This is a genomic window from Ideonella azotifigens, assembly GCF_006519715.1.
Taxonomy (GTDB): Bacteria; Pseudomonadota; Gammaproteobacteria; order Burkholderiales; family Burkholderiaceae_C; genus Ideonella; species Ideonella azotifigens.
Genome location: NZ_VIDT01000028.1, coordinates 1 through 20,782 on the forward strand (window position 1 = coordinate 1; position 20,782 = coordinate 20,782).

Consider the following 20,782-nt stretch of genomic DNA (forward strand, 5'->3'; position numbering starts at 1 on the left):
GCGCACGAGGCCGAGCGGCTCGCCGAGCTGAGCCTGCGCGAGTTCGAGATCTTTCGCATGCTCGCGCTGGGCCATTCGCCGGCCGAATGTGCGCAGGCGCTGAAGCTGAGCCCGAAGACGGTTTCCAACCACCAGACCGTCATCAAGGAAAAGCTCGGGGTCACGACCTCGGCCGCGCTGGCCCATCTGGCGATCCGCCATCGCGTGATCGGCAGCGCGCTGGTCTAAGTGAGGTTCGCGCGCCACGGCGGCGCAGCCCGGGAAGTTTTCCCTGTCGCGGCCGCCAGCCTCTTGATACGGTCGGTGCAAACAACAAGCTCCGGAGACCCCGATGCAGTACCTGCCGTGCCGCGCGCACCACCGTCCTCTGGCCCTGGCCGCGCTGATCGCCTGCGGCCCGGCCTTGCATGCGCAGACCTCGCCTGCCACGACGCTGCAGACGGTCGAGGTCGTCGGCACGACGCCACTGCCCGGCACCGGCGTGCCCAAGGACCAGATTCCGTCGAACGTGCAGACGGCCGACGGCCAACGGCTGCGTCAGCTGCAGAGCCTGAACCTGCCCGAGTTCATGGCCAGCCAACTGGCCAGCGTCAACATCAACGAGACCCAGGGCAACCCGTTCCAGATGGACGTGAACTACCGCGGCTTCACCGCCAGCCCCTTGCTCGGCACGCCGCAGGGCCTCTCGGTCTACCTCGACGGCGTGCGCGTCAACGAGCCCTTCGGCGATGTCGTCAACTGGGACATGATCCCGAGCGGCGCGTTGGCCAACGTGGCCTTGCTGCCCGGCTCGAATCCGCTGTTCGGTCTGAATACGCTGGGCGGCGCATTGGTGCTGCAGACCAAGAGCGGCGACACCCATCCCGGCGGCGAGCTGGAAGTGCGCGGCGGCTCGTTCGGGCGGGTCAGCACCGAGTTCAGTTATGGCAAAAAGCTGGGCGAGCACGGCCACCTGTTCGCCGCGCTGGGCAGCTTCGACGAAGACGGCTGGCGCGCGCACTCCCCGTCCCGCGTGCGCCAGTTGTTCGTGAAGGGTGGCGAACATGCACCGGACTACTCATGGGACCTGAGCCTGCTGCACGGCCAGAGCCGGCTCATTGGCAATGGCCTGCTGCCGGAGTCCATGCTGGCGCAGGACCGCGCACAGATCTACACCCGCCCTGACCAGACCCGCAACCGGGTGACGATGCTGTCGCTGAACGCGACACGCCAGTTCGGCAACGGGTTCGAGCTGGCCAGCACCGTCTACGCCCGCCGCGTGCGCGCCTCCACCGTCAACGGCGACCTGAACGACGACTACGACCCGCCAGACACGCCCGAATCGGGCGTCGAGAACCGCACCCGCACCAAGGAACGCAGCGAGGGTCTCGCGCTGCAGCTGAGCAAGACTGCCGGCGCGCACCGGCTCAGCGTCGGCCTGTCGTATGACCGCGCGCGCAACGACTTCGAACAGAGCGAGGCCGAAGGCGTGCTGGACGCGACCCGCGCCGTGGTCGTGACGGAGGACGCCGAGACCAACGCACTGATCGCCGGCACCAGCCGCACCGCGAGCGTCTTCATGTCCGACATCGTGACCCTCGCGCCGGGGCTGAACCTCACGCTCTCGGGTCGCTACAACGACACGCGGGTGCGCACCGACGACCTCGGCCGCAGCACCCTGGGCCTGGACACCACACTGGACGGCGAAGGCCGGTTCAAGAAGTTCAATCCGGCGGCCGGGCTGACCTGGCGTCTCACGCCGGCACTGACCGCCTTCGGCGGCTTCAGCCAGGGCAACCGTGCGCCCAGCCCGATCGAGCTCGGCTGCTCGGACCCGGACAACGCCTGTGTGCTGCCGAATGCGCTGCAGGGCGACCCGCCGCTGAAGCAGGTCGTGGCGCGCACGCTGGAGGCCGGGCTGCGTGGCAGCATCGGCACCGACATGCGCTGGAATGCGTCGGTGTTCCGCACCGAGAACCGCGACGACCTGCTGTTCATCAGCAACGGCCGCTCCGCGGGCTACTTCACGAACTTTGGCCGCACGCAGCGGCAGGGCGTGGAGCTCGGCGTGTCGCAGCACACGTCGGCGGTCGACTGGCGCCTGTCTTACAGCCATTTGCGGGCGACCTTCGAGTCGTCTGCCTGCATTCTTGCGGCTGCCAACAGCAGCGCGGGCACGAGCACGGCCTGTGCTGGCGCCGACGAGATCGAGGTGCGCCCCGGCAACCGGTTGCCGGGCCTGCCGGCGCACAGCCTGAAGCTCACCATCGACGCGCCCCTGCTGCCGGACTGGCGTGTCGGCGCGCAGCTCGCCGCGTATTCCAGCCAGTTCGTGCGCGGCAACGAGAACAATGCCCACCAGCCAGACGGCGTCGACTTCTTCGGCGCCGGCAAGGTCGGCGGCTTCGCACTCGTGAACCTGACGACGAGCTGGCAGTTCGGCGCTGGCTGGGAGCTGTTCGCGAAGGTCTCGAACGTGTTCGACCGGCGCCATTCGAGCGGCGGCTTGTTGGCGGAGAGCGCCTTCGATTCGCGCGGCAACCTGCTGGCGCCCGCCGAGTGGCGCAACGAGCAGTTCTCCGCACCCGGTGCGCCGCGCGCGCTGTGGATCGGGGGCCGCTGGCGCTTCGGCGCGTCCGAGTGATGCGCCTGCCGGCAGTCGCTTCTCACTCAAGCCAAAAATGACCGACCCAGCGGATCAAGGCCATGGCAGCGAGCACATCACGGCACCTTGAACTGCCGTCTCACTGAACATTGAACTTTCCGAAGTTCGTTTCACTGAAGATGAAATCTTCCGCTCACCGCCGCTGACCGCTTGAGGCTGGCTGCAGTCGCTCGGTTTCCGCGGTCCGGCGACCGCTGCCTGGAGTAGCTGTCATTCGACCGATTGATTGTGGAATGGCCGCTGCACTTCCAAGACCTGCCCTTCAGCGGAACTGGCGACCGGGGCCGTCAAGGCCCGCGACGACGTTCGGGTCAGCGGCAGCTTCGAAGGACCGTGAACTGGCGGTATCGACTCGGAGGCGACCTTTGCTCCCCAGATTGATCGCCGAAAAGCAGTCGACTTCGCCGGAGTAGCGCACTCCGCCCAGACAGCATCCCCCGATAGATTGCCCACTACAAGGCTTTCGCGGCGGGCCCCTTGCGCCGACCGCGGATGTGCCAGGCCGACGGAATCCTCATTCGAGTTCCAAACCCCCGTACCTCAACCGGCAGGAGGGACCATCGGAATCCGTCGGGTGGTTCCTGCGCGAGAGTCGATGTATTCGAAGTCGGCCGGCCCTCGATCAATACCTGCGACGCCAAACCAAGCATTCGTCAACGCGACCTTGTCGGACAGCACAAGCGCCATCTGCGCCACGCCAGCCTCGGCGGTTTCCATGAGGCCGAGATTGGCAAGAACAGTTTCCGCCGTCGCAGTGGATGGGCTGCCAGGAAGAACATGTCGCAAGAAGAACCAGTTCGCTAGCGCTGCTGCGCGCTGGTCGGCCACGCGTGGAGCGACCTGCACGAGAAGCCGCACGTTGTCGTTGTCGGCGAGGCCGGAATCGGCAAGACCATCGAGTTCAAGCACGAAGTCGCGCGTCTGACAGCGGAGGGAAAGGCGGCGTTCTTTCTCCCTCTGAATCAGCTGCAAGATTCCGACTCTTGGACGCTTGCCCTGACCGGGTGTGACGACGCCTACGCAGCTTGGGCGGCGTCCACAGCTCTAGGCTATTTCTTCCTTGACGCCGTTGACGAGGCCAGACTGACGTCGCATGCGGACTTCGAACGCGCGCTGACGGTGGTTCCACGAGCTCTTGGCCCTCACCTTTGGCGGGTTCGCGTCGCCATATCCTCTCGGATTACGGATTGGTCAACTGCCAGCGTCCGAGCTGCGGTCGATGGCCGGCTGGCAATGCCCATTCAACGGGCACTCGGCGCCAAGGCGGCCTCCGAAAGGCCACTCTCGTTAGACGAGACTTCGCCCGTTTCGCTTCCGACGGATGGCGACGCCGCAAGAGTCGAAGCCCTTGTGGTCGCGCTAGACCCCCTGTCGAACACCGAGGCACGGCGTTGTGCCGAGGCGTTCGCGCTCCAGGACGTGGAACTGTTCTGGTCCGCGGTCGAAGATGGTGACTATGAGTTCATGGCGACCCGTCCACTGGACCTTCAGTGGATGGTTGGCCTTTGGAATCAGCGAAAGACGCTTGGCTCCTACCGCGACCTCATCGAGGTCAACGTCACAAACCGCCTTCGGGAATTCAATGACAGCTACGAAGCTGCAGGCGAGGTCTTGTCAGTTGACCTACTCCGGACGGGAGCTGTTGCTCTCGCCGCGGCCGCAGAGTTCGGAAGTTCCGCGTTCTTCGTCCTAGAACCGGGCGTTGTTCCGGCCGCTGGTGAGCTCGCTCCGCACACCATCTTGACAGACTGGGGCCCAACCGAGGTTCGCCGCCTCCTGGCGACCGCGGTCTTTGACGAAGCAAGCTTTGGCCGGGTCAAATTTCATCACCGCTCCATCCGAGAGTACCTCGCGGCACATTGGGTCGCCCGGCAATTGGAGCTTGGCGTTCCCTTGCTCCGCTTGCAGGGACTCTTCGCCGCTAGCCTTTACGGCGCGCCTGTGCTTATCCCATCCCGTCGTGCGGCACTCAGCTGGCTAGCGACCATTAGCGTGGAAGTGAGGGAATGGGTCGTGCGAGACTTCCCTGAAGTCCTCTTCTACGAGGGTGACCCGCAGGCCTGGGATGGGCTTTCGGTAACCCAGTAGTCAAAATTATGGCGCCTCTGTTTTCGTAGGCAGCTGCCATAAGGCTCGGCTGCAGTCGTTCGATTTCTGCGGGCCAACGACCGCTGCCTGGAGCCGCTGTCATTCGACCGATTGACCGTGGAATGGCCGCTGCACTTCCAAGACTAGCCCTTCAGCGGAAATGGCGACTGGGGGCCGTCAAGGCGCGCGACGACCTTCGGGTCAGCGGCAGCTTCGAAGGTCCGCGAACTGGCGGTCTCGACCCGTTGCGGTCCTTCGATCCTTCAATCTCGGCGTCGGAAAGCGGGCATTCAAAGCGAGCGATGGGTTGCTCCATCCGACCGTCGGTCTCCACGGAACCCGGGGCAATTCAACGGAGCGCCCGCTGTCATCTCTATTGCGGATGCCAGCCTATCGCTCAATTGCCAGACTTTCAACCCTGCAGGTTCTGGCCCCCTTCGCGACGGCCGCGCCCGCCAACGAAGAACAAGGGTGGTTCAATGGTCAAACGCAGTAGGGTTTGCTGGGCGGGGTTGCTGGTGGTACTTGCCGCCATGGCGCTGGGAGGCTGCGCAGACCTGCGCCTGTACAGTTCCTCCCTGGACGAGCAAGGCAAGAAGGCCCAGAAGGCCTGGACCGACGTCAACCTGGCCGAGTTGGTCCAGGCAGAGAGGGAGCGCTCTGCCGCACTGCTGAAGGCCGAGGTCGCGTACCTCGAGAGCCAGCCGCTGCTGAGCCGCGACGTGAAGTTGTACGGCCTGGTCGTGGGTGAGGTCGAACCTGAGCCGGCCAAACAGGCGCCCGGATTGAAGGCAAGGGTGGCCGCCGGCTTCAAGGAAACCGCTGGCGACGGGACGTTCTATGACGGTCTCGTGCTTGCACGCGCGAGAGAGATGCGCGCCAAGCGTCAGTACCAGACCGGAGAGGACGAGTTCAAGCGGATCGGCTTGGAAGCGCCGTCATGTACTGACGTTTTGAGCGGCAATTCGGCCGAGATGGGCAAGGACATGCCCTCTCCCTACAACGCAATCGTGAAGGGCGGTCTGGCGTTGCTCAAGACGGCTTGCGAAGCTTCGGCGGACAGCGTTCCAGAGAAGGACAAGAGTGACCCCGAGGCCGTGCGCAAGCTGTTCAAGTGCACGAACCTGGCAGGTGCCGCGCTGTCGACCTGCCTGAAGTCGATGCCGAGGCTGCAGGCCGAACTGGAGACCCTTTATGCGTTTGTCGCGGCAAGGGAAGCAGCCCGCTCGGCTCACGTGAACGAACGAAATGACGTTCGGGTGGCTTCGGCGACCTACAAGAAGATGGCGAGTTCGCCCGAAGGCAAGGAGGCGGAGCCGGCCCCCAAGCAAGATGCCGGATGCGCCGCCGACAAGGCTGCGGCTCCAGCCGCCGCAGCATCCGCGGCCACGTCACCGGCCTCGGCGGCTTCCGCGGTTCCGGCGGGACCCACGCGCACGAAGTTGGCCGGCGCCATCGAGCGTCTGAAGTGCGCCGTGGCCAAGCTAAAAGGACTGGATGACAAGTACACGCTCAAGCTCTTGTCGGAAGAACGGCTGAGCGCCATCGACGAGAGCCTGGATGCGCTGCTGTCGCCCAAGGCTGCCGGTGCCGCCGGCGAAACCGGCAAGGACCGTGCTGGGCGCGCCCTGCAGCGGCTGGCCGATACGGCAGACGCGTGGGCCACGGCCAAGGCCAATACCGATGAAGTACTGGGGCGCCCGCTGCTGGCTCAGCAGGAAGTGGAGCGACTCCAGCAGCAAGCGCTCGGTCGCTTGATCGACATGGATGGGGCTGAAGTCGAACTGCTGCGCACGCGAGCGACGTTGACCGAGAAGCAGGCGGAGCACTACAAGAAGGCGATCGGGGCGCTCAGTGGCGTGTCGATGGGGGATGGCGCGCTCGAGGACATGTTCCTGGGCTCGCCTCCTGCATCTGCGAACAACAAGGCGCGCGTGATGGAAGGTGTCGCGCACTATGGCTACGCGGTGGGATACCTCCAAGGGCAGTACGAGGGCACGAAGCAGCGCCAGCGCGCCTTGGTGACTGCGCGGCAGCTGGACCTCGCAGAGAACAGTCTGGCTCAGTGGGACATCCTGATACGGACCAACGTGGGCCTGCTGGCGGATTGGGCTGCCTCAGGTGTCAAGGAAGAGACCATCTCACGCGGCGTCAACGCGCTGCTGCTTCTGTGGATTGGATACGGGACGAACCACCAATGAAATTCACTCATGCACTGACATCGATGTTGCTCGCGAGCTGCCTGGGCTCGGGCTGCACCAGCACGCCGCCAGCGGTCAAGGACTCCGCGGCGGGAACCGCCGCGCTGATGAGGCAGGTGGCCCCCGAGGTGGAGAAGTTCCGAACCGCGGTCCAAATCGGTGACGCCAACACAGCGGCCACGGTGGCCAGCCTCAGGATGAATGATGAGGTGTCGCGCACATGGCTCAATCAGCATGTGCGCTTCGATGGAGCCGCCGGGAATACGAAGAGGCTGGACCTGTACATGCAGATGAAGGCAGTCTCGGACAGTCTGCTGGCGGACGACGAGGTTTTGCGGGCAGAGCAGGCCCAGATCGACGCGGACACGGCCGCCTTGTTGAAGCCTTTGCCCGCTGTCGGCGCCAAGCTGTCGAACGCCGTCAACGCCGTGGTGTTGCTGGGGCAGGACCGGCCGGCGAAGGCTCAATTCGAGGAGGCGCTCGAAGCCTGGAAGGCGGTGGCTGCGGCCACCAAGGAAAACCGGGACAAGTTGAAGAAGGCGGCAGCTGCTCCATAGCGCCACAGGGGCCAAACCGAACCATCCGTAGAACGGCAACGAGCGAGGTGCACGATGAGTGATGACGTCAGAGTCGACGAATACGTGGTCAGCTTCGGCCAGGCGAAGGAAGCCTTGAGTCGGGCCATCGACCAGGCCAGGGAGCTGTCCGGCAACCCGTCCTTGAGCCTTCAACAGCAGGCCGACGCGGTTGCATTGGCCGGTGACCTGGGGCCGCAGCTGCTCGCGCTGGTGGACGCACACAACCGGTTCATGGCCCGGTTCTTTCTGCCGACCCCGCCCGACCAGGCGACTGTCGATGCGGCCATGCAGAACGCCCGTGCATTGGCGCAGGTGTTGGCGGACCACATCCTCGCCGAAGGCAAGCTCGAAGCGGTCATCGGCTTAGTAAGCGCACTGAACGAGCTTGCAACGCCGCCCGCTGCTGCGGGAGCCGCCGCCGACGCTGCTGCGGCGCCGATGCCGTCCCGGGCACAAACCATGGAGCGTACGATGGCCAGCACCACCACGCACTGGCTGAGGCGGATGCGCAGCCGTTGAGGCCCTGCAATCATGCAGCGTAAAAGCAAGGCGCTTCTGTTTCTGTCGCTGCTGCTGTGCGCGAAGCTGTCGCCGGCCGGGCAGGTGGCCACGGTTTCGGGAACCGAACTCTTTGTTGTCGACTGCACCAACCAGGCGTTGACACTGCGGTTCAGGGTGGCGGGAAAGGTGCCGCAGGCCGTCAGGACCAACAACATCCGCAAAGAGGCGGGCTCCGCCACCGCGGTCGCCTGGTCCATCACCTGGCAGGTGCCCCAGCCTTCAATGCCTGCGATCACCGAGTACCAGGTGATGGGGGCGGTCTCCGGCACTTGTCCGGCCGCAGGCCGTTTTGTGGTGCCGCTGACCGTGGTGTTCGCCGACGGCACGCAGGACAACTTGGATATCCGTGTCGTCCGCGCCGCGGAGCCGGTCCTGGACCTGCCCGCATCCGTCGTGCTGCGGACGGACCTTCCAGTCGCGGGCGGTCTGCCCTACGTTCCGTCGATACGGCTGCGCGAGACATCCGGTGCGGCGGCCATTGAAGGCCTCTCCGTAAGTGGTGGTCAGCTGAAGAACGCCGCCGGCGAACTGGTCGACACCGTGCTGAATCCCGCTCTCAGTTCGTCCATCGTCGTGGCCGGTCAAGGGACGGACCTGAAGTTGCGGGTCTCGAGCGAGCCTTCCGTCGGAACCTACACGACGCGTCTGACGGTGCATTCGCCCGCGCTAAAACAGAGCCAGGCGATCGACGTGACATTCAAGGTGGCTTTCCTTCCGGTCTATCTGTTCATCACGATCCTTGTTGGCGTCGTTATCGGCTGGGTAGTCAACGTTCGACTCGCCGGGCGGGCCGCCCTGGACACGGCTCGGCTCGAGGCCTATCGCGCGGCAGGGGCGCTCGGAAGACGTGCCGCGCAGCAAAAGGATCCGACTGTGCAGCAGCGGTTCATCGCACTGGTGGCTGCGTTGGAATCCGACATTCGCGACGCCCGAACTCCGGCGGAGGTGCAGGCTGCGCTGACCAAGAGCGCTGGTGGCGCCGATGCGATCGAACTGGAGGCGGGCAAAGCGGCGGAGGCACTGCGTCTCGCGCTTTTGCAGGTGCACGAGCAGCTGGCGCCAGGCCATGTGGCGCCGGACGCGATGGTGCGCGAGAAACTGGAGGCGCTGGCAGGGCAGCTCGTTGACATCGACGCGGCCGCGGCGGCGGGTGACGTCATCGACGCGCAACGGCGGCTCGATGCCTTCCGGTCAACCCTGGCGCCGTCCCTGGCCGCCGCGCTGCAGCCCTGGCTTCTGGATTTGTATGAGTCGCTTCACGAGCTGGGCGAATGGAGCGCCCCGGCTCAGGCACTCGAGCAGGAGCGCGGGCGCATCCTGACCCTGGTCACGGCGGCCTATCAGGCAACCGCGGGGCAGTTCGTCTCTGAATGCGACAAGGTGGCCATCGCGGTGCGAACGCTCACGGCGTTCACCGCTCCGCGGGCGATTGCCGAGGCATTCCGCGCGGCCGCAGTGGCGCTCCAGGCCGCCAAGCCAGCGGTGGCGTTGGCGCTGTCCGCGTTGGCCGCTGAGGTGCTTCGACAAACCGCATCCGATGCGGAGCCGTTGAACACGCTGCAAAGGCTGACCGCCGTCCGGCGCGACGTCGAGGCTCGGATGCAGCTTGAAATGCCGGGTGATGCTGGGCTCCGGCATTGCCTTGAAACCGGAAACTTTCCGGGGGCCGCTGCGGTGATTGCTCCTCCAGCCGCCATGCCTCCGGCCGCCCCGGGTCCGCTGCCTACGCCGATCGCCCGCACCACGCCCCCTGCTCTGCCCGCGGCGGCACCTCCCAAGCTCATATGCAGAATTTTGGTGCCGGCGCTGCTGCCCCTGGATCGCATGACTACCGTGAAACTCGACTGGCCCGGCGGCGCGCCCCCTAGGCCAGTCGTCTGGAAGTGTGACGGCGCGGCAAAGGCGTCAATTGCGAACGAAAACAGCAACGGTGCCGAGATCACACCCAGTCAGGCGGGCTTCCTGACCATCATGGCCGATCTGGGTGGCGGCGATGTCGTCACTGCACAGACCTACGCCGGCAACTTGATGCAAACCCCCGACCTGGTGAAGTTGGCCAAGGAGTCGGCCAAGGTCAACTGGAGCATTTGGTTCTTCACCGCCGCGCTCACGTCGCTCACCGGGTATCTCATTTTTGTCAACGCGTGGATGGGCAGTGGAGCTGACTTCTTTGCTGCGTTCGTGTGGGGATTCTTCGGGCAGTTCAGCCTGGACCGCATCCGCGACACGGTCAAGACCACGACAGCCCGCACCCTGCCTTGAGGCCGATTGGTCTTGCCCGTTGAGTCCCTCCCGCGACAATCCATCACCCTCCGCAAAGGACTTGCGCATGGCCACGATTCCAGCCCCGACCGTCATCCGCGCGGGCACCCCCGGCAAATCGAATCCGTTCACCATTCTGGTGGTCGCTAATCCGGCGCTGGAGGCGCCCTGGAACTCGAACACCTTCGTGGCGGACCCGATTGCCACGGCGGCGCAACAGGTCAATTTTGACAACTGCGTCCGCTACATCGAGCGATCGCTCTTCACGGGTCTTCCCAGTCAGTCCGAATTGATTCTTGGAGACCCTGCGATATCGCCTCACATCCGCCTGCTGTCGCTGTTCGCCACAGGGTTGCCGGTTGACGATGCCCACGCCTTCGCGGCGCAGGACGGTGTCAGCAATCTGCTGGTGGCGCGGCGCAACCCGATACGCGATTTCCTGATCAGCCAGAACATCATCGCGGATGTGGTCTATGCAATTTCGGCGTCTGCGAGCCATCAGCGCGCCAGCGCATGGTTCACCACCGACGACGACGGCGGGCCGGGCGTCGCGTTCACGTTGGATGGTGCCACCCTGAGCCACCGGCATTTCTACTTGACTCCCGGCACGGTCGCGATGCACCACACGGCTACCTCCCTCACCGCGCCGCATGAATTTCAGCACGCCGTGTCCAGCTATACGAACGGCAAGCTGGTGGACCTTTATGTCGACTCTCCGCCGGACTTGAACAACAAGAACGGACCGCCCGTTCAGCCCAAGTTCTGCACAGTGAACGCTACCGGGTTCCTGTCTGATTTGACCCGTGGGCCGCTGGGCTATCCGCCGACCTGGCGTTCCTTCCACTGCGAGTTGCATGACCCCAGCAATCCGGCGATCATGGACAATTACTGGCTGGCGCCAGCCGGGGTGCCGGAGGTCTGCCAGAACGACAGAGTGACGCGCACCTTTGTGCGCGACCGGCTGCTCGCCAAAATTGCTCGATGAGGTCGCCATGCAACCACTCAAGCCCGACGACAAGAAGGACATCCTGACCGCCAATCCGGCGGCGGATGCCGTGGATCTGCAGGACTACGAGGAGCTGCTCGCCAGGCGCTTCACCATGGATCCCGACCAGCCTCTACCGGCGCAGGACCCGTCGGCCGGGGCCGTGCCCCCCACGCTGGAGCAGGAGTTGAAGCGGCTCCACGACAAGATATACAACCGCAAACCGGGGCCGTGATGCCACTGTAGGGTGGCGTGCCGGGCCACTGCCGCTAAAGCAGACCCTGCGAGAATTTTTCGATCTGCGCCGAGAGCCCCTCTATCTCGCTCGTGTAGGCCGATGGCGTTTCCGAATGGGAATTGAACAGGCTGAGCTTCATCAGCAGCTCAGCAGCGGCTCGAGTGAGGGCAGGTCGACGCCAGCCGGGTGTTCACGATTGCCGCGCACCACGTTCAGGAAAGCGCGAGGCTGCTGGGTGGCCAGGTCGACCATCGCGGTCCGCTGGAGCTCGTAGCCCTTAGGGAAGGAGCCGAGTTCCGCCGGGCATGCGCCAGCGCATCTTGCGGCGGCGTGATGTCCGTGGTTCCCACCGGCGCGTCATGGAACACGTTCTCCCAGATCTTGCGCGCGGGCAGCGCATCCCTGTTCTGGACCAGCGCCATGAAGGCCCCGTTGGCATAGGTTCAGCGCCACGGGCTTCACATTGCGCCCGAGGATGAAACGATGGAGCCACACCTGGCGGCAGCACCAGCGGCGTCTCGGCCGCGGCGTCGAATTCGACGCCGCGCGGGTGCCACGCGTATTGGCGCGTGTGAAATCGCCCTGTGTCGCTCATCGTAGTTGCCGGCTGCTCATGCGCTCATTGGTGTTGCATTCCAGGCCTGACCTTTGCGCTACGATTTCGACATCGCTCATGCATGCACCCTGAGCGCAATTTCAGGATGGCTACGATCACGATTCCCGGCAGTGTCCGCTTGCCTGGCCCTCGACGTCTTCACGATGCCGAGTTGATCGTTGGCCTCGATGACGTCCTCATGCTCGATGCACGGGCCATTCGCGTCGCCGAAACGAGAATCCGCTCGCTCGACGGCATGCGCGAGACGGTGTCCTTCACGCTGAGGTTCGACGAGACGAAGTTGAAGCACTCGACTTACGTCCTCTCGGCGGAGATCCATCAATTCGCGCATGACTGCCTGGCTCCCGGCGATTTCCTAACGACCGCGTCATATCCATGGAATCGCGATCGATCGCACGACGTCGAGATCACGGTGGCGCCGCTGTGAAAGCGAGATCGGGACCAGCCGCAGCCGCTACGTCATGCGCCAGCTTGGGCATGCCGCGAAGCACGGTCGTCGCGCGCGTCACGTCGAGCGCCGCGGCGAGCTGGCTGAAGAACCGCGACAGATCGTTAAGCTTCCGTGCGTCGTCGATGCTGACGGCGAGGCGTGAAGTCTCGCGATTGGCCACGCTCGAATACACCTTGGCGCGATTCCCGAGATAGCCGATCCCAGAGCGGAACCACGGCACACCCCGCGAGGGCATCTGCAGCAGTTGCTGGACCGCCTCGCTGTGCCGGTTCTGCCTTGCCAGGTACTCGACGCGTATCGCGCCGGCATCCGGCAACCACCCGAACCACTGCGAGAGATTGCGGGTCCACTCATCCATGCCGTCGAGCTCGCTGGCGCGCAGCAGGACATACGCGCCCAGCGCTGCGAGCAGCGGGCAACGGCGCTTGGCCATCATGTACTGCTCGGACTTCTCGATAATCGACCGCCCGATCGATCGCGCCGTCAACGATTGGCCGCTCTGGATGTAGTCGAAGAACGAGTTGAGGTCGCCATCGCCGAAGTCGAGCTTGAGGTCGATCGAATCGGGCTTCAGGTTTGCAGAGTCGGGATTCGGGTCGTTCGGATCGGGCTTCGGCACGATGATCGACCATTGCGCGATCGTCTTTCCTTGCTCGTCGACCGGAATCGCAAAGTACATCGCGTTGTCATGGCGCTGGACCTCGACCCAAACCGGCACGCCGTCGCTATAGTGGACTTCGAGATGCGTGCTCGCCGTGGGCTTCCAATCGACCTGCGCGGCAGCCGGCGGATCCATCGCGAGCGGTATCCAGTTGCCCACCATGACGGTGGTCGTGCGAGAGGCAAACAGGTCTGTGACCGGGCGCACGAAGTCGCTGACCTCTTCGCCGAACGTCCGGCTGTACTTGAGCGACGGCGGCAAGCTCAGTCCTTCGGCCGATATCGTCAGCTCGCGATGGCCACCGGGCTCCAGTCTCACGATGTCGTCGAACGACGCGACCTGTCCGTCGGGCAGCGTGGCGCTCACCAGGTAGTTTCCGGCCGGCACCGTTAGCGGGTCGTTGCATACGCCCTTGGCGCGCAGGACAAACTTCGACGCATCGCGGATTTCCACCGGCAACGCGTCGGCCCAGCGATTGTCAGAGGAGCCGGAAAACGGAAGGCGAACGGTCAGCGAAGCCAGCAGGTTATCGTTGGGATCGACCATGGCTCCTCCTCTTCATCCGTTCAGCAGCGGTTGAAGATTGTGCCGCCAGGGCCCCGCCACTTTCTGCGTGACCCACTTCGGCGGCGAGCGATACGGACTCACCCTCAACAGCCCAGCATCGACCTTCACTCGATAGATCCCCGCCGGTATCGTGACTTCGACCTTCTTCAGGGCGGCAGGTGTGCACGGCGGCGTCGGCGCGTCGTTGCCATCCAGTAGCCAAAGGTTGTACCCGTTGCCCAACGCGTCGGGCTGCACTTCGATCGACATGTCGACGCTGGGCGGGTCGGTCAGGTTCCGCAGCACCGGCGTTCCGACGATACCGTTGAGCGTGACCTGCGTCCCGAGGTTGAGCTTCGCGTAGTAGTAGTCGAGGTAGTTCTTCACGGTAAGCGACGTCACGGGCCACACCGTATTGCCTGCCCCATCGTCGATGGGGTCCTCGGCCGCGCGATCGAATGCGAGCGTCAGTGCTTCGGCAAAGTGGCTCGGCTGCCCTTCGCGTCCGAGCGCGATCGCGCCGCCGACGGTGCTGAACATCAGCGGCGCGGAACGATATTCGATGCTGCTCAACTCGGCTCCGAAGACTTCGGGAACCTGCACGCCGACGAATTTCTTCTGCGTTTCCGGACGCGTGAGACAGGCGTCCATGAAGTAGAACTGCGTCATCGCGATGTTGGGGCGCGTGTCGGACGGCGCCATGCCGTTCTTGATGTCGCCGACCTCGAAGCTCTTCGCGAGCGGAGGACCGTTGTCGGGCCTGAAGTCTTCGAGCAGTCCGACGCCGTCTTCGGGTCCGCGTTGCAATCCATGACCCGCGAAGTAGAAGACGGTAATGCTGTCCTTTTCCTTCTCCGCATCGGTGCGCCAATCGAGGGCCATGGCCTCAAGCGCCGCGCGGGTCGCAGGTGACGCTCCCGAAGCCCCGATCGCCGGCGTCTTCGTAAGCTCCTCGGCATGCGGCGAAAGAAGCAGGCGCAGCGTCTTCAGCGGCAGCCTGCACTTGTCGCGCAGCAGTAACTGCGAGATCGCAAACGCGCTCGAAGCCCCCGACGTCAGCGTCGTCAGGAACCATTGCGGCTCGACCGGCGTGTCGTTGAAGTCGCGCAGATTCTTGTAGTCGCTCACGCCCACGATGAGCGCATGAACGCCGGGCCCCGGGATGGAGTTGCGGTTATCGATGATCAGTGCCACGGCACCCTCTCATTCCGAAGCGGCGATCAGCTTCTTCACGCCCTCGATGTCGAGGTCGCTCAATGCCATGCGTTGACCCATGACCGCCCCGTTGGTGTTGACGCCTGCCTTCGGCGCGATGGTGTCGGTGCCATCGGTGCTGAAGGCATTCATCGGGTAGTGCATGATTGAGCCGAAGTCATAGGGCCCCAGGTTCACGCAGTCCTGGATGTGCATGTCGAAGTTGTGCTTGAAGTCGGGATCGACCTTAGCGAAGTTGATCGTTACGAAGCTCTCGCGATCCGAGCGGCTCTGCTCGTGCCACAGGCCGACCGTATGGCCGATCTCGTGGATGCAGTTCCCGGCTGTGCATTGCGGCCCGAGGATGATGTCCTGCCGGCCTCCGCGCCGGCCCACCGACGAGGCGCAGCCGCCGCCCGGACGGAACACGACGTAGTCGATGTGATTGTTGTTGTTCTGATCGCGAGCGACGAATTTCATCTCGGTCTTGTCTTTCCAATGGTCGATGGCGTCATTCACGCGCTGCGGATTAGGCAGGTTGGGATCGATCTCGAAGGGGATCGTATTGTTCTTCCACCGGAACTGGGCGCCGAGGATTCCGGCGGCAAAGGGCTGGATGCCCGCCTTGATCGCCAGCGGATTGTTCGCGATGAAATGCTTGACCGCCTGCATCTGCGCCACCGTTCCGAGGATCAGACAACCTTCGAGCACGGCCATCCCGTCGACGACGCTGTACGTGACCTCGAGCCACTTCTGCCCGAACGGCTTGATCCAGGTCGTATCGGTCGCCTTGCCAGTGAGAAATCCATTCTGGTCCATGAGAGTCTCCTTATTCGAAATATTCACGCCATGACATGCGTACCATTCCCGGCGGCGTTTCGGCCGCATCCGCGACCCTGACCGCAGGATCGTCCTCGAGGGTTGCGCTTGAGCGGTTGTCCCAGTCGAAATCGAAGACCGCCTCGTAGTACCGAGCGATCTCCTTGTCGCGGATGATCAGGCCCGCGTCGCGGTTGCGAAGAACGCCGTCGCCCGACCAGTTCGCGCTGCTCACCAGCACGATTTCCCCGTCGACGACAATTCCCTTGTTGTGGATGTTGGCCTGCGTGCGGAACACCGTTTCGTTGAAGCCGGCTTCGACCAGCTTCCGGATCTTGTCGGCGGCGCCGTTGCTGCCGACGATGATCCTCATCTTGATGTCGGATCGGTTGCTCATCTCGGCCAGGTCGGTGAGCATCTGCGTGAAATCGGCGTCCTTCGGCTTGTCGCTGTACGTGATGTACGCGTACTGCATTGAAATCGAGCGTCGCGCGCCTCTGAGCAACTGGCGGATGTGGCCGATGTAGTTGTCGGGCGTGAGCAGCGGCTGGATGGTCACGTCACGCGCGGTGCTCGGCAATGTCTGCGGCGCCACGGGTGTCGCGACGTCGGCCTCCACGTCGGAGAGCTCGTCGATCGGGACGAAGAGGTCGGGAAAGCGCGGCATCGTCGAGGCATCGAGCTCGGCGTCGCCGCCCGCGTCAGCTTCGGCCTTCGAGCCGTCCCGATCGTGCTTGATGTACTGCTCGTATACCTGTGCAAGCGGCGCGTCGTCGATGATGACGTGCCATTCGCGGTTTCCCTTGCTGTACATTCCCTTAGCCTGAGCCGGAACCCCGATCGGATCGATCTCCGGCTGGCTGCGGAGACTCCAGTTGCCGCTCGACAGCCAGAAAGATTTCGAATCGCGGACCGCGACCTTCTCGTGATAGGCGCTGGCGAAGCGGAATCCGCCGCCGCAATGGACGATCCATCCGTCCAGGTTATCCCCCAGCCGCGCGCGAAGCTTCTTTCGGATCGCCGTTTCGGGCGCGGTCATTCCGTCGTCCCACGTCAGCGTCACCTTGAGATCGTTGTCGCGAACGGTCTCGACGAAAGACTTTGCGATGTAGTCTACGTTGAAGTCGTACATTGCAACGGACAACGTGTGCTTCGTCGCCTCCAGGAACGGCTTGAGTACCGGCCAACCCGCGTCGGGACCGACATGGCAGAGCATCCGCTTCGATACGACAAACGTGCGGTCAATCGGATTGCCGGGGAGCGGCTGGTAGGTGAGTCCCGTCGCGGAGTCCTCGACCGCATCGGAAATTGGCTGGCCGCCCAGCCCTGCCCGGATCTGCCGCAACGGGTCGGCCTGCATCACGCACACACGATATGGCCCGATCTGGCGAGGGGCGCGTTCCTCGGGCAGCAGGTGCGTCGTCGGCTTCTTCTGCGCGACGAACACGATGATCGAAGGCTCCTTACGAATGGCGCCGTCGATGAGCGGGAAGCCCGGCTCTGCTTCGACGAAACCGGGGATGTTGGAGAACTCCACCATGTGGGCGTCGATGACGGTTTGAATGGCCCCCCTGGTGGCTGTATCAAGAATTCGCATGAGGATTCCCTCGCTGTCTGACTCAAAATCACGTCCGCTTCAGCGCAGCGATGACGCTATCCGCGGCTGATCCAGCTGTCGCTGCAAGATTGTCGTGGCTGCACTTGCCGCAGCGCAACCTCAGGAATCCGTGGGCCAGGATGCCGCATTCGAGGAAGGCGTCGAATTCGTCCTTGATGAAGCTCGGCAGCTCCGCCTTGGTGCGCTTCCGTGTGCGCGACAAATCTGGTCGCGTGCTGCTGCACCAGGCGGTACAGCGTGGTCCGGTGACGTTCGTAGTGAAGCGGGGCTCCGGCCGGCGCCCGCTGGGGCCGCCGGCCGATGGCTTGCACGATGGGCTCTCGAGGGGTGGGCCCGTGCGGAATCGCCTTGAGGGCTGCCCGCCGATCGAGCATTTGAGCTCCTTTGCGCATCGCTAACTGCGTGCCCAAGCATGCTAGGGAGCACCGCCGTGCCGGGCATCATTACTCTTGATGACGCTGCCTCCCGTTACATCAGGCGCGCTCAGGCGCCTCGCCGCGCCTCTGGGCGCTACAGCGCTTCGAACGCCACGGGCGGCGCCAACGCGTTCTTCGCGCTCGGCCGACCAAGGCTCGGGCCCATGACGATGGACGATTTCCTGGCAGCTATGCAGCGCCGTGCGCATAAAACATCGGGACCGCATGCACACCGCAGAGGCGGCAAAGGACGAGCAAGACGCCAAGTTAGCAGCCGGTGTTGCCGGGTCCTCGTGACCGCAATGCGGCGCGGTCGGTGCGCGCCAGCGGTAGGTCCGGCTTTTGGCCGGCTCGGGCCGAACAGCAGTCCAGACTCGTCGCCGAAAACCTGTGCTTCAGGGGCACGCCGCGGCCAGAATTTCGAGCTTTGCGCGACGGGCCGCTTATGGCCGGCAACGTCAGTTCCGCATTGTTGCCTGAACCTGACCTTGGCTACCATTGGCTCTTGCTGCGAGCGGCGGCTTCCCAACCGCTTGGCGAAGTGGCACTCCCGGCCAACGGGCATTCGCCGATGACCGATTTCAAGTAGGGCCGAGCCAAGCCTATCAAAGCAATCATGCTCGATTTCGACCTTATCAGCCGCGCTACAGACGACTACTGGTATGACCATGAGTTCTTGGAGGTGCGACACCAAATGGAGCGCTTCTCGCCCGACGAGTGGGCGGACCTTGAACGCATGTGCGTCGTGCTGCCGTCTGAGACGCAGGAGCGCATCGCTTACGTGCTGGGCGATATCGACTGCACCGCGACAGCGCGAATACTGTTTCGACTGTGCAAGTCTTCCGCACGCGATACCGTGCTCACGGCGAGCGAAGCGCTGCGCGGATTGAGCTATGAAGCCGTCCGCGCAGGCGCCCAGAGTTTGTGTCCGACCGCGCATGGATCATCGACGAATGAGTTGTTGGAATGGATCGTTACAGCGACCCTGCGCGGCGACGTCTGACTGCCCGCTTTTGAGCTGTTCACCACGCCCAGATCTTCGACTGCTTTGGGTCGGGACCGCAAATTCGGGTCGCATGGAAGCAGTCGGTGGCGCTGCGCCTTCCAGTTCGTCGAGACCCGACGACCGCAGCACCTCCTATAGCAGTCATTCGGGCCAGGACCGATTGCACGACCCTGCGACCGCTTGGTGACGGTCAGCGTGAGTACGCCGGTGTTCGGCCAGTGGCCGCAGCCGCTGCAAAGCTGTCAGCCACCCCGCTGCCTAATGATCGGCCGGCGGGCAGCTTGGCGGGTACCCGAGCCCGAGCAGTTCCATCTTCAGTGGAAGAAGTTTCACCTTGAGTGAGAACCGACATCGGCGACCGGCTCGGCTCTTGCTTGTCTAGGCACTTCGTCGGCGCGAGCATTGCGCCCGTCCCGAGGGCGTGACAGAGTGTCTCGCCCTCGGCAGTGCAGAGGCAGTGCAGAGAGGGTTTGCATGGATCGCAGCGATGCGCTGTTGCAGGACTGGCGCGAACGCGCGCTGGCAATCGAACGCGAAGTGAGCACGGCCGTGATGGGCCAGGCGCGCGTGATCCGCCTTGTCAACACCGCTGTTTTCGCACGCGGCCACGTGCTGCTGCAGGGCGATGTGGGCGTTGGCAAGACGACATTGCTGCGCGCCTTTGCGCGCGTGCTCGGCGGTGCCTATGCGCGCACCGAGGGCACCATCGACCTGATGCCCAACGACCTGATCTACTACACCTACATCAGCGCCGAGGGCCGGCCGGCGGTCGACCCCGGGCCGCTGATCGAGCATGGCGAAGACCTGGCGATCTTCTTCTTCAACGAGATCAACCGCGCCCGCCCGCAGGTGCATTCGCTGCTGCTGCGCGTGATGGCCGAGCGCAGCGTCTCGGCCTTCAACCGCGAGTGGCGCTTCCCGCACCTGCAGGTCTTCGCCGACCGCAATCGCGTCGAGCGCGAAGAGACCTTCGAGATCGCCTCTGCGGCGCGCGATCGCTTCATGATGGAGGTGACGATCGAGACGCCGGCGGACGAGGACCAGCGCCGCGCGCTGATGTTCGACCCGCGTTACCACGACACCGATGCGCTGGTCGCCTCGCTGGCCGGTGGCATGCTCGCTTACCGCGAGCTCAACGACATCGCCGCGCAGATCCAGCGCAGCGTGCAGACCTCCGAGCGGCTGCAGCAATATGCCCTCGAACTGTGGCGCGCGACTGCGGCACCGGCCGACTACGGCGTGAAGCTCTCGGGCCTCGACACCGCGCAGCTGATGCTGGCCGGTGCGAGCCCGCGCGGCATGAGCATGCTGCTGCGCGCGGCCCGCGTCACGGCGTGGCTCGAAGGCCGCGACTACGCGACGCCCGAGGACCTGCAAGCCGTGTTCGACGTGACCATCGCGCACCGCCTGTGCTTCCAGCCGGTCTACGAGATGCGCCGGCCCGAGATCGCCGCGCCCTTGATCGCCGGCATCCTCGGCAGTGTCGCCGCGCCTTGAGAGACTGAAGGCTGATCATGGCCGACCTGCAGATGCACGCCGCAGCGCCGATACGCGAGGTCCACTACCGCGTCGATGCGCCGGTGGCGGGCCACTTTCCCGGCCACCATCGCAGCAGGCGGGGCGACAGTGGCTTCGAGTTCCGCGGCCATGTGTCGCTGCTCGACGCGCCAGATCCACGCCGCCTCGATCTGCACGCCAGCCTGCGCGATCCATTCGGCGACTGGCGCGTGCGCATCTACAGCCAGCGCAAATCCATGCCGGTCACGGTGGTCGCCGACCTGTCGGCTTCGATGGGCTTCAGTGGACAGGTGCCCAAGCTGACCGTGCTGGCCGACTTGGTCGAGAGCCTCGCGTGGTCGGCCTGGCGCACCGGCGACAGTTTCGGTTTTGTCGGCTGC

General features: G+C 64.3%; 18 protein-coding genes. 13 read left to right on the forward strand and 5 right to left on the reverse strand.

The genetic code is table 11. The annotated features are described in order from the left end of the window. Together FKP22_RS03690 and FKP22_RS03695 are read left to right on the forward strand one after the other, a co-directional pair. Positions 1 to 228 (forward strand): response regulator transcription factor (locus FKP22_RS03690; protein ID WP_141285288.1); only part of this gene is annotated, 228 nt, incomplete at its 5' end. Positions 229 to 331: 103 nt separating this feature from the next. Continuing rightward, the gene (locus tag FKP22_RS03695; protein WP_141285290.1) at positions 332 to 2,623 is read left to right on the forward strand and encodes a TonB-dependent receptor; all 2,292 of its coding nucleotides are present in this window, start codon (positions 332 to 334) and stop codon (positions 2,621 to 2,623) included. A 561-nt stretch (positions 2,624 to 3,184) separates the two neighbouring features. Here the strand turns inward: FKP22_RS03695 and FKP22_RS03700 are convergent. Further along, complete coding sequence (locus FKP22_RS03700; protein ID WP_141285292.1) at positions 3,185 to 3,616, reverse strand: hypothetical protein; 432 nt, start codon at positions 3,614 to 3,616, stop codon at positions 3,185 to 3,187. Between the two features lie 447 nt (positions 3,617 to 4,063). On the opposite strand from FKP22_RS03700, the gene FKP22_RS03705 reads away from it, so the two are divergent. From FKP22_RS03705 to FKP22_RS03740, 8 genes are all read left to right on the forward strand, one after another. Then, positions 4,064 to 4,732 (forward strand): hypothetical protein, encoded by a 669-nt coding sequence (locus tag FKP22_RS03705; RefSeq protein ID WP_141285294.1) that lies wholly within the window; start codon positions 4,064 to 4,066, stop codon positions 4,730 to 4,732. Between the two features lie 479 nt (positions 4,733 to 5,211). Next, on the forward strand, positions 5,212 to 6,933 hold the full coding sequence (locus tag FKP22_RS03710; protein WP_141285296.1) for a hypothetical protein: 1,722 nt from the start codon (positions 5,212 to 5,214) through the stop codon (positions 6,931 to 6,933). After that, complete coding sequence (locus FKP22_RS03715; RefSeq protein ID WP_141285298.1) at positions 6,930 to 7,490, forward strand: hypothetical protein; 561 nt, start codon at positions 6,930 to 6,932, stop codon at positions 7,488 to 7,490. Before FKP22_RS03710 ends, FKP22_RS03715 begins: the two co-directional genes overlap by 4 nt. A gap of 84 nt (positions 7,491 to 7,574) precedes the next feature. Beyond that, on the forward strand, positions 7,575 to 8,030 hold the full coding sequence (locus tag FKP22_RS03720) for a hypothetical protein (RefSeq protein ID WP_141285300.1): 456 nt from the start codon (positions 7,575 to 7,577) through the stop codon (positions 8,028 to 8,030). Between the two features lie 12 nt (positions 8,031 to 8,042). Beyond that, positions 8,043 to 10,334: a hypothetical protein gene (locus tag FKP22_RS03725; RefSeq protein ID WP_141285302.1), complete on the forward strand. Its 2,292-nt coding sequence runs from the start codon at positions 8,043 to 8,045 to the stop codon at positions 10,332 to 10,334. Positions 10,335 to 10,401: 67 nt separating this feature from the next. After that, entirely contained in the window at positions 10,402 to 11,319 is a 918-nt protein-coding gene (locus FKP22_RS03730) for a hypothetical protein (RefSeq protein WP_141285304.1), read from the forward strand. 7 nt (positions 11,320 to 11,326) lie between these two features. Continuing rightward, complete coding sequence (locus FKP22_RS03735; RefSeq protein ID WP_141285306.1) at positions 11,327 to 11,554, forward strand: hypothetical protein; 228 nt, start codon at positions 11,327 to 11,329, stop codon at positions 11,552 to 11,554. A 704-nt stretch (positions 11,555 to 12,258) separates the two neighbouring features. Next, on the forward strand, positions 12,259 to 12,600 hold the full coding sequence (locus FKP22_RS03740; RefSeq protein WP_170200736.1) for a YbaY family lipoprotein: 342 nt from the start codon (positions 12,259 to 12,261) through the stop codon (positions 12,598 to 12,600). Here FKP22_RS03740 and FKP22_RS03745 read toward each other — a convergent pair. Genes FKP22_RS03745 through FKP22_RS03760 form a run of 4 tightly spaced genes read right to left on the reverse strand, consistent with a single transcriptional unit; the run spans position 12,581 to position 17,441 of the window. Continuing rightward, positions 12,581 to 13,831: a hypothetical protein gene (locus FKP22_RS03745; RefSeq protein WP_141285310.1), complete on the reverse strand. Its 1,251-nt coding sequence runs from the start codon at positions 13,829 to 13,831 to the stop codon at positions 12,581 to 12,583. The two genes, FKP22_RS03740 and FKP22_RS03745, sit on opposite strands and share 20 nt — an antisense overlap. 12 nt (positions 13,832 to 13,843) lie before the next feature. Beyond that, entirely contained in the window at positions 13,844 to 15,025 is a 1,182-nt protein-coding gene (locus tag FKP22_RS03750) for a caspase family protein (RefSeq protein WP_141285312.1), read from the reverse strand. A 9-nt stretch (positions 15,026 to 15,034) separates the two neighbouring features. Further along, a complete protein-coding gene (locus FKP22_RS03755; RefSeq protein ID WP_170200737.1) occupies positions 15,035 to 15,844 on the reverse strand; it encodes a M12 family metallopeptidase in 810 nt (269 codons plus the stop codon). Positions 15,845 to 15,854: 10 nt separating this feature from the next. Further along, entirely contained in the window at positions 15,855 to 17,441 is a 1,587-nt protein-coding gene (locus FKP22_RS03760) for a phospholipase D-like domain-containing protein (RefSeq protein ID WP_141285316.1), read from the reverse strand. Positions 17,442 to 18,494: 1,053 nt separating this feature from the next. On the opposite strand from FKP22_RS03760, the gene FKP22_RS03765 reads away from it, so the two are divergent. From FKP22_RS03765 to FKP22_RS03775, 3 genes are all read left to right on the forward strand, one after another. Beyond that, positions 18,495 to 18,881, forward strand: a complete 387-nt coding sequence (locus FKP22_RS03765) for a hypothetical protein (RefSeq protein WP_141285318.1) — start codon at positions 18,495 to 18,497, stop codon at positions 18,879 to 18,881. 477 nt (positions 18,882 to 19,358) lie between these two features. After that, a complete protein-coding gene (locus FKP22_RS03770) occupies positions 19,359 to 20,381 on the forward strand; it encodes an AAA family ATPase (RefSeq protein WP_141285320.1) in 1,023 nt (340 codons plus the stop codon). A gap of 17 nt (positions 20,382 to 20,398) precedes the next feature. After that, positions 20,399 to 20,782, forward strand: a 384-nt coding sequence (locus tag FKP22_RS03775; RefSeq protein WP_375140556.1) for a DUF58 domain-containing protein, incomplete at its 3' end; no start/stop codon positions are given.

Bases quoted from the DNA above. Each gene is read 5' to 3' on its own strand.
- FKP22_RS03770 (WP_141285320.1), top strand. From the start codon at position 19,359: ATGGATCGCAGCGATGCGCTGTTGCAGGACTGGCGCGAACGCGCGCTG.
- FKP22_RS03760 (WP_141285316.1), bottom strand. From the start codon at position 17,441: ATGCGAATTCTTGATACAGCCACCAGGGGGGCCATTCAAACCGTCATC.
- FKP22_RS03745 (WP_141285310.1), bottom strand. From the start codon at position 13,831: ATGGTCGATCCCAACGATAACCTGCTGGCTTCGCTGACCGTTCGCCTT.
- FKP22_RS03765 (WP_141285318.1), top strand. From the start codon at position 18,495: ATGCTCGATTTCGACCTTATCAGCCGCGCTACAGACGACTACTGGTAT.
- FKP22_RS03755 (WP_170200737.1), bottom strand. From the start codon at position 15,844: ATGGACCAGAATGGATTTCTCACTGGCAAGGCGACCGATACGACCTGG.
- FKP22_RS03740 (WP_170200736.1), top strand. From the start codon at position 12,259: ATGGCTACGATCACGATTCCCGGCAGTGTCCGCTTGCCTGGCCCTCGA.
- FKP22_RS03710 (WP_141285296.1), top strand. From the start codon at position 5,212: ATGGTCAAACGCAGTAGGGTTTGCTGGGCGGGGTTGCTGGTGGTACTT.
- FKP22_RS03725 (WP_141285302.1), top strand. From the start codon at position 8,043: ATGCAGCGTAAAAGCAAGGCGCTTCTGTTTCTGTCGCTGCTGCTGTGC.
- FKP22_RS03735 (WP_141285306.1), top strand. From the start codon at position 11,327: ATGCAACCACTCAAGCCCGACGACAAGAAGGACATCCTGACCGCCAAT.
- FKP22_RS03715 (WP_141285298.1), top strand. From the start codon at position 6,930: ATGAAATTCACTCATGCACTGACATCGATGTTGCTCGCGAGCTGCCTG.
- FKP22_RS03695 (WP_141285290.1), top strand. From the start codon at position 332: ATGCAGTACCTGCCGTGCCGCGCGCACCACCGTCCTCTGGCCCTGGCC.
- FKP22_RS03730 (WP_141285304.1), top strand. From the start codon at position 10,402: ATGGCCACGATTCCAGCCCCGACCGTCATCCGCGCGGGCACCCCCGGC.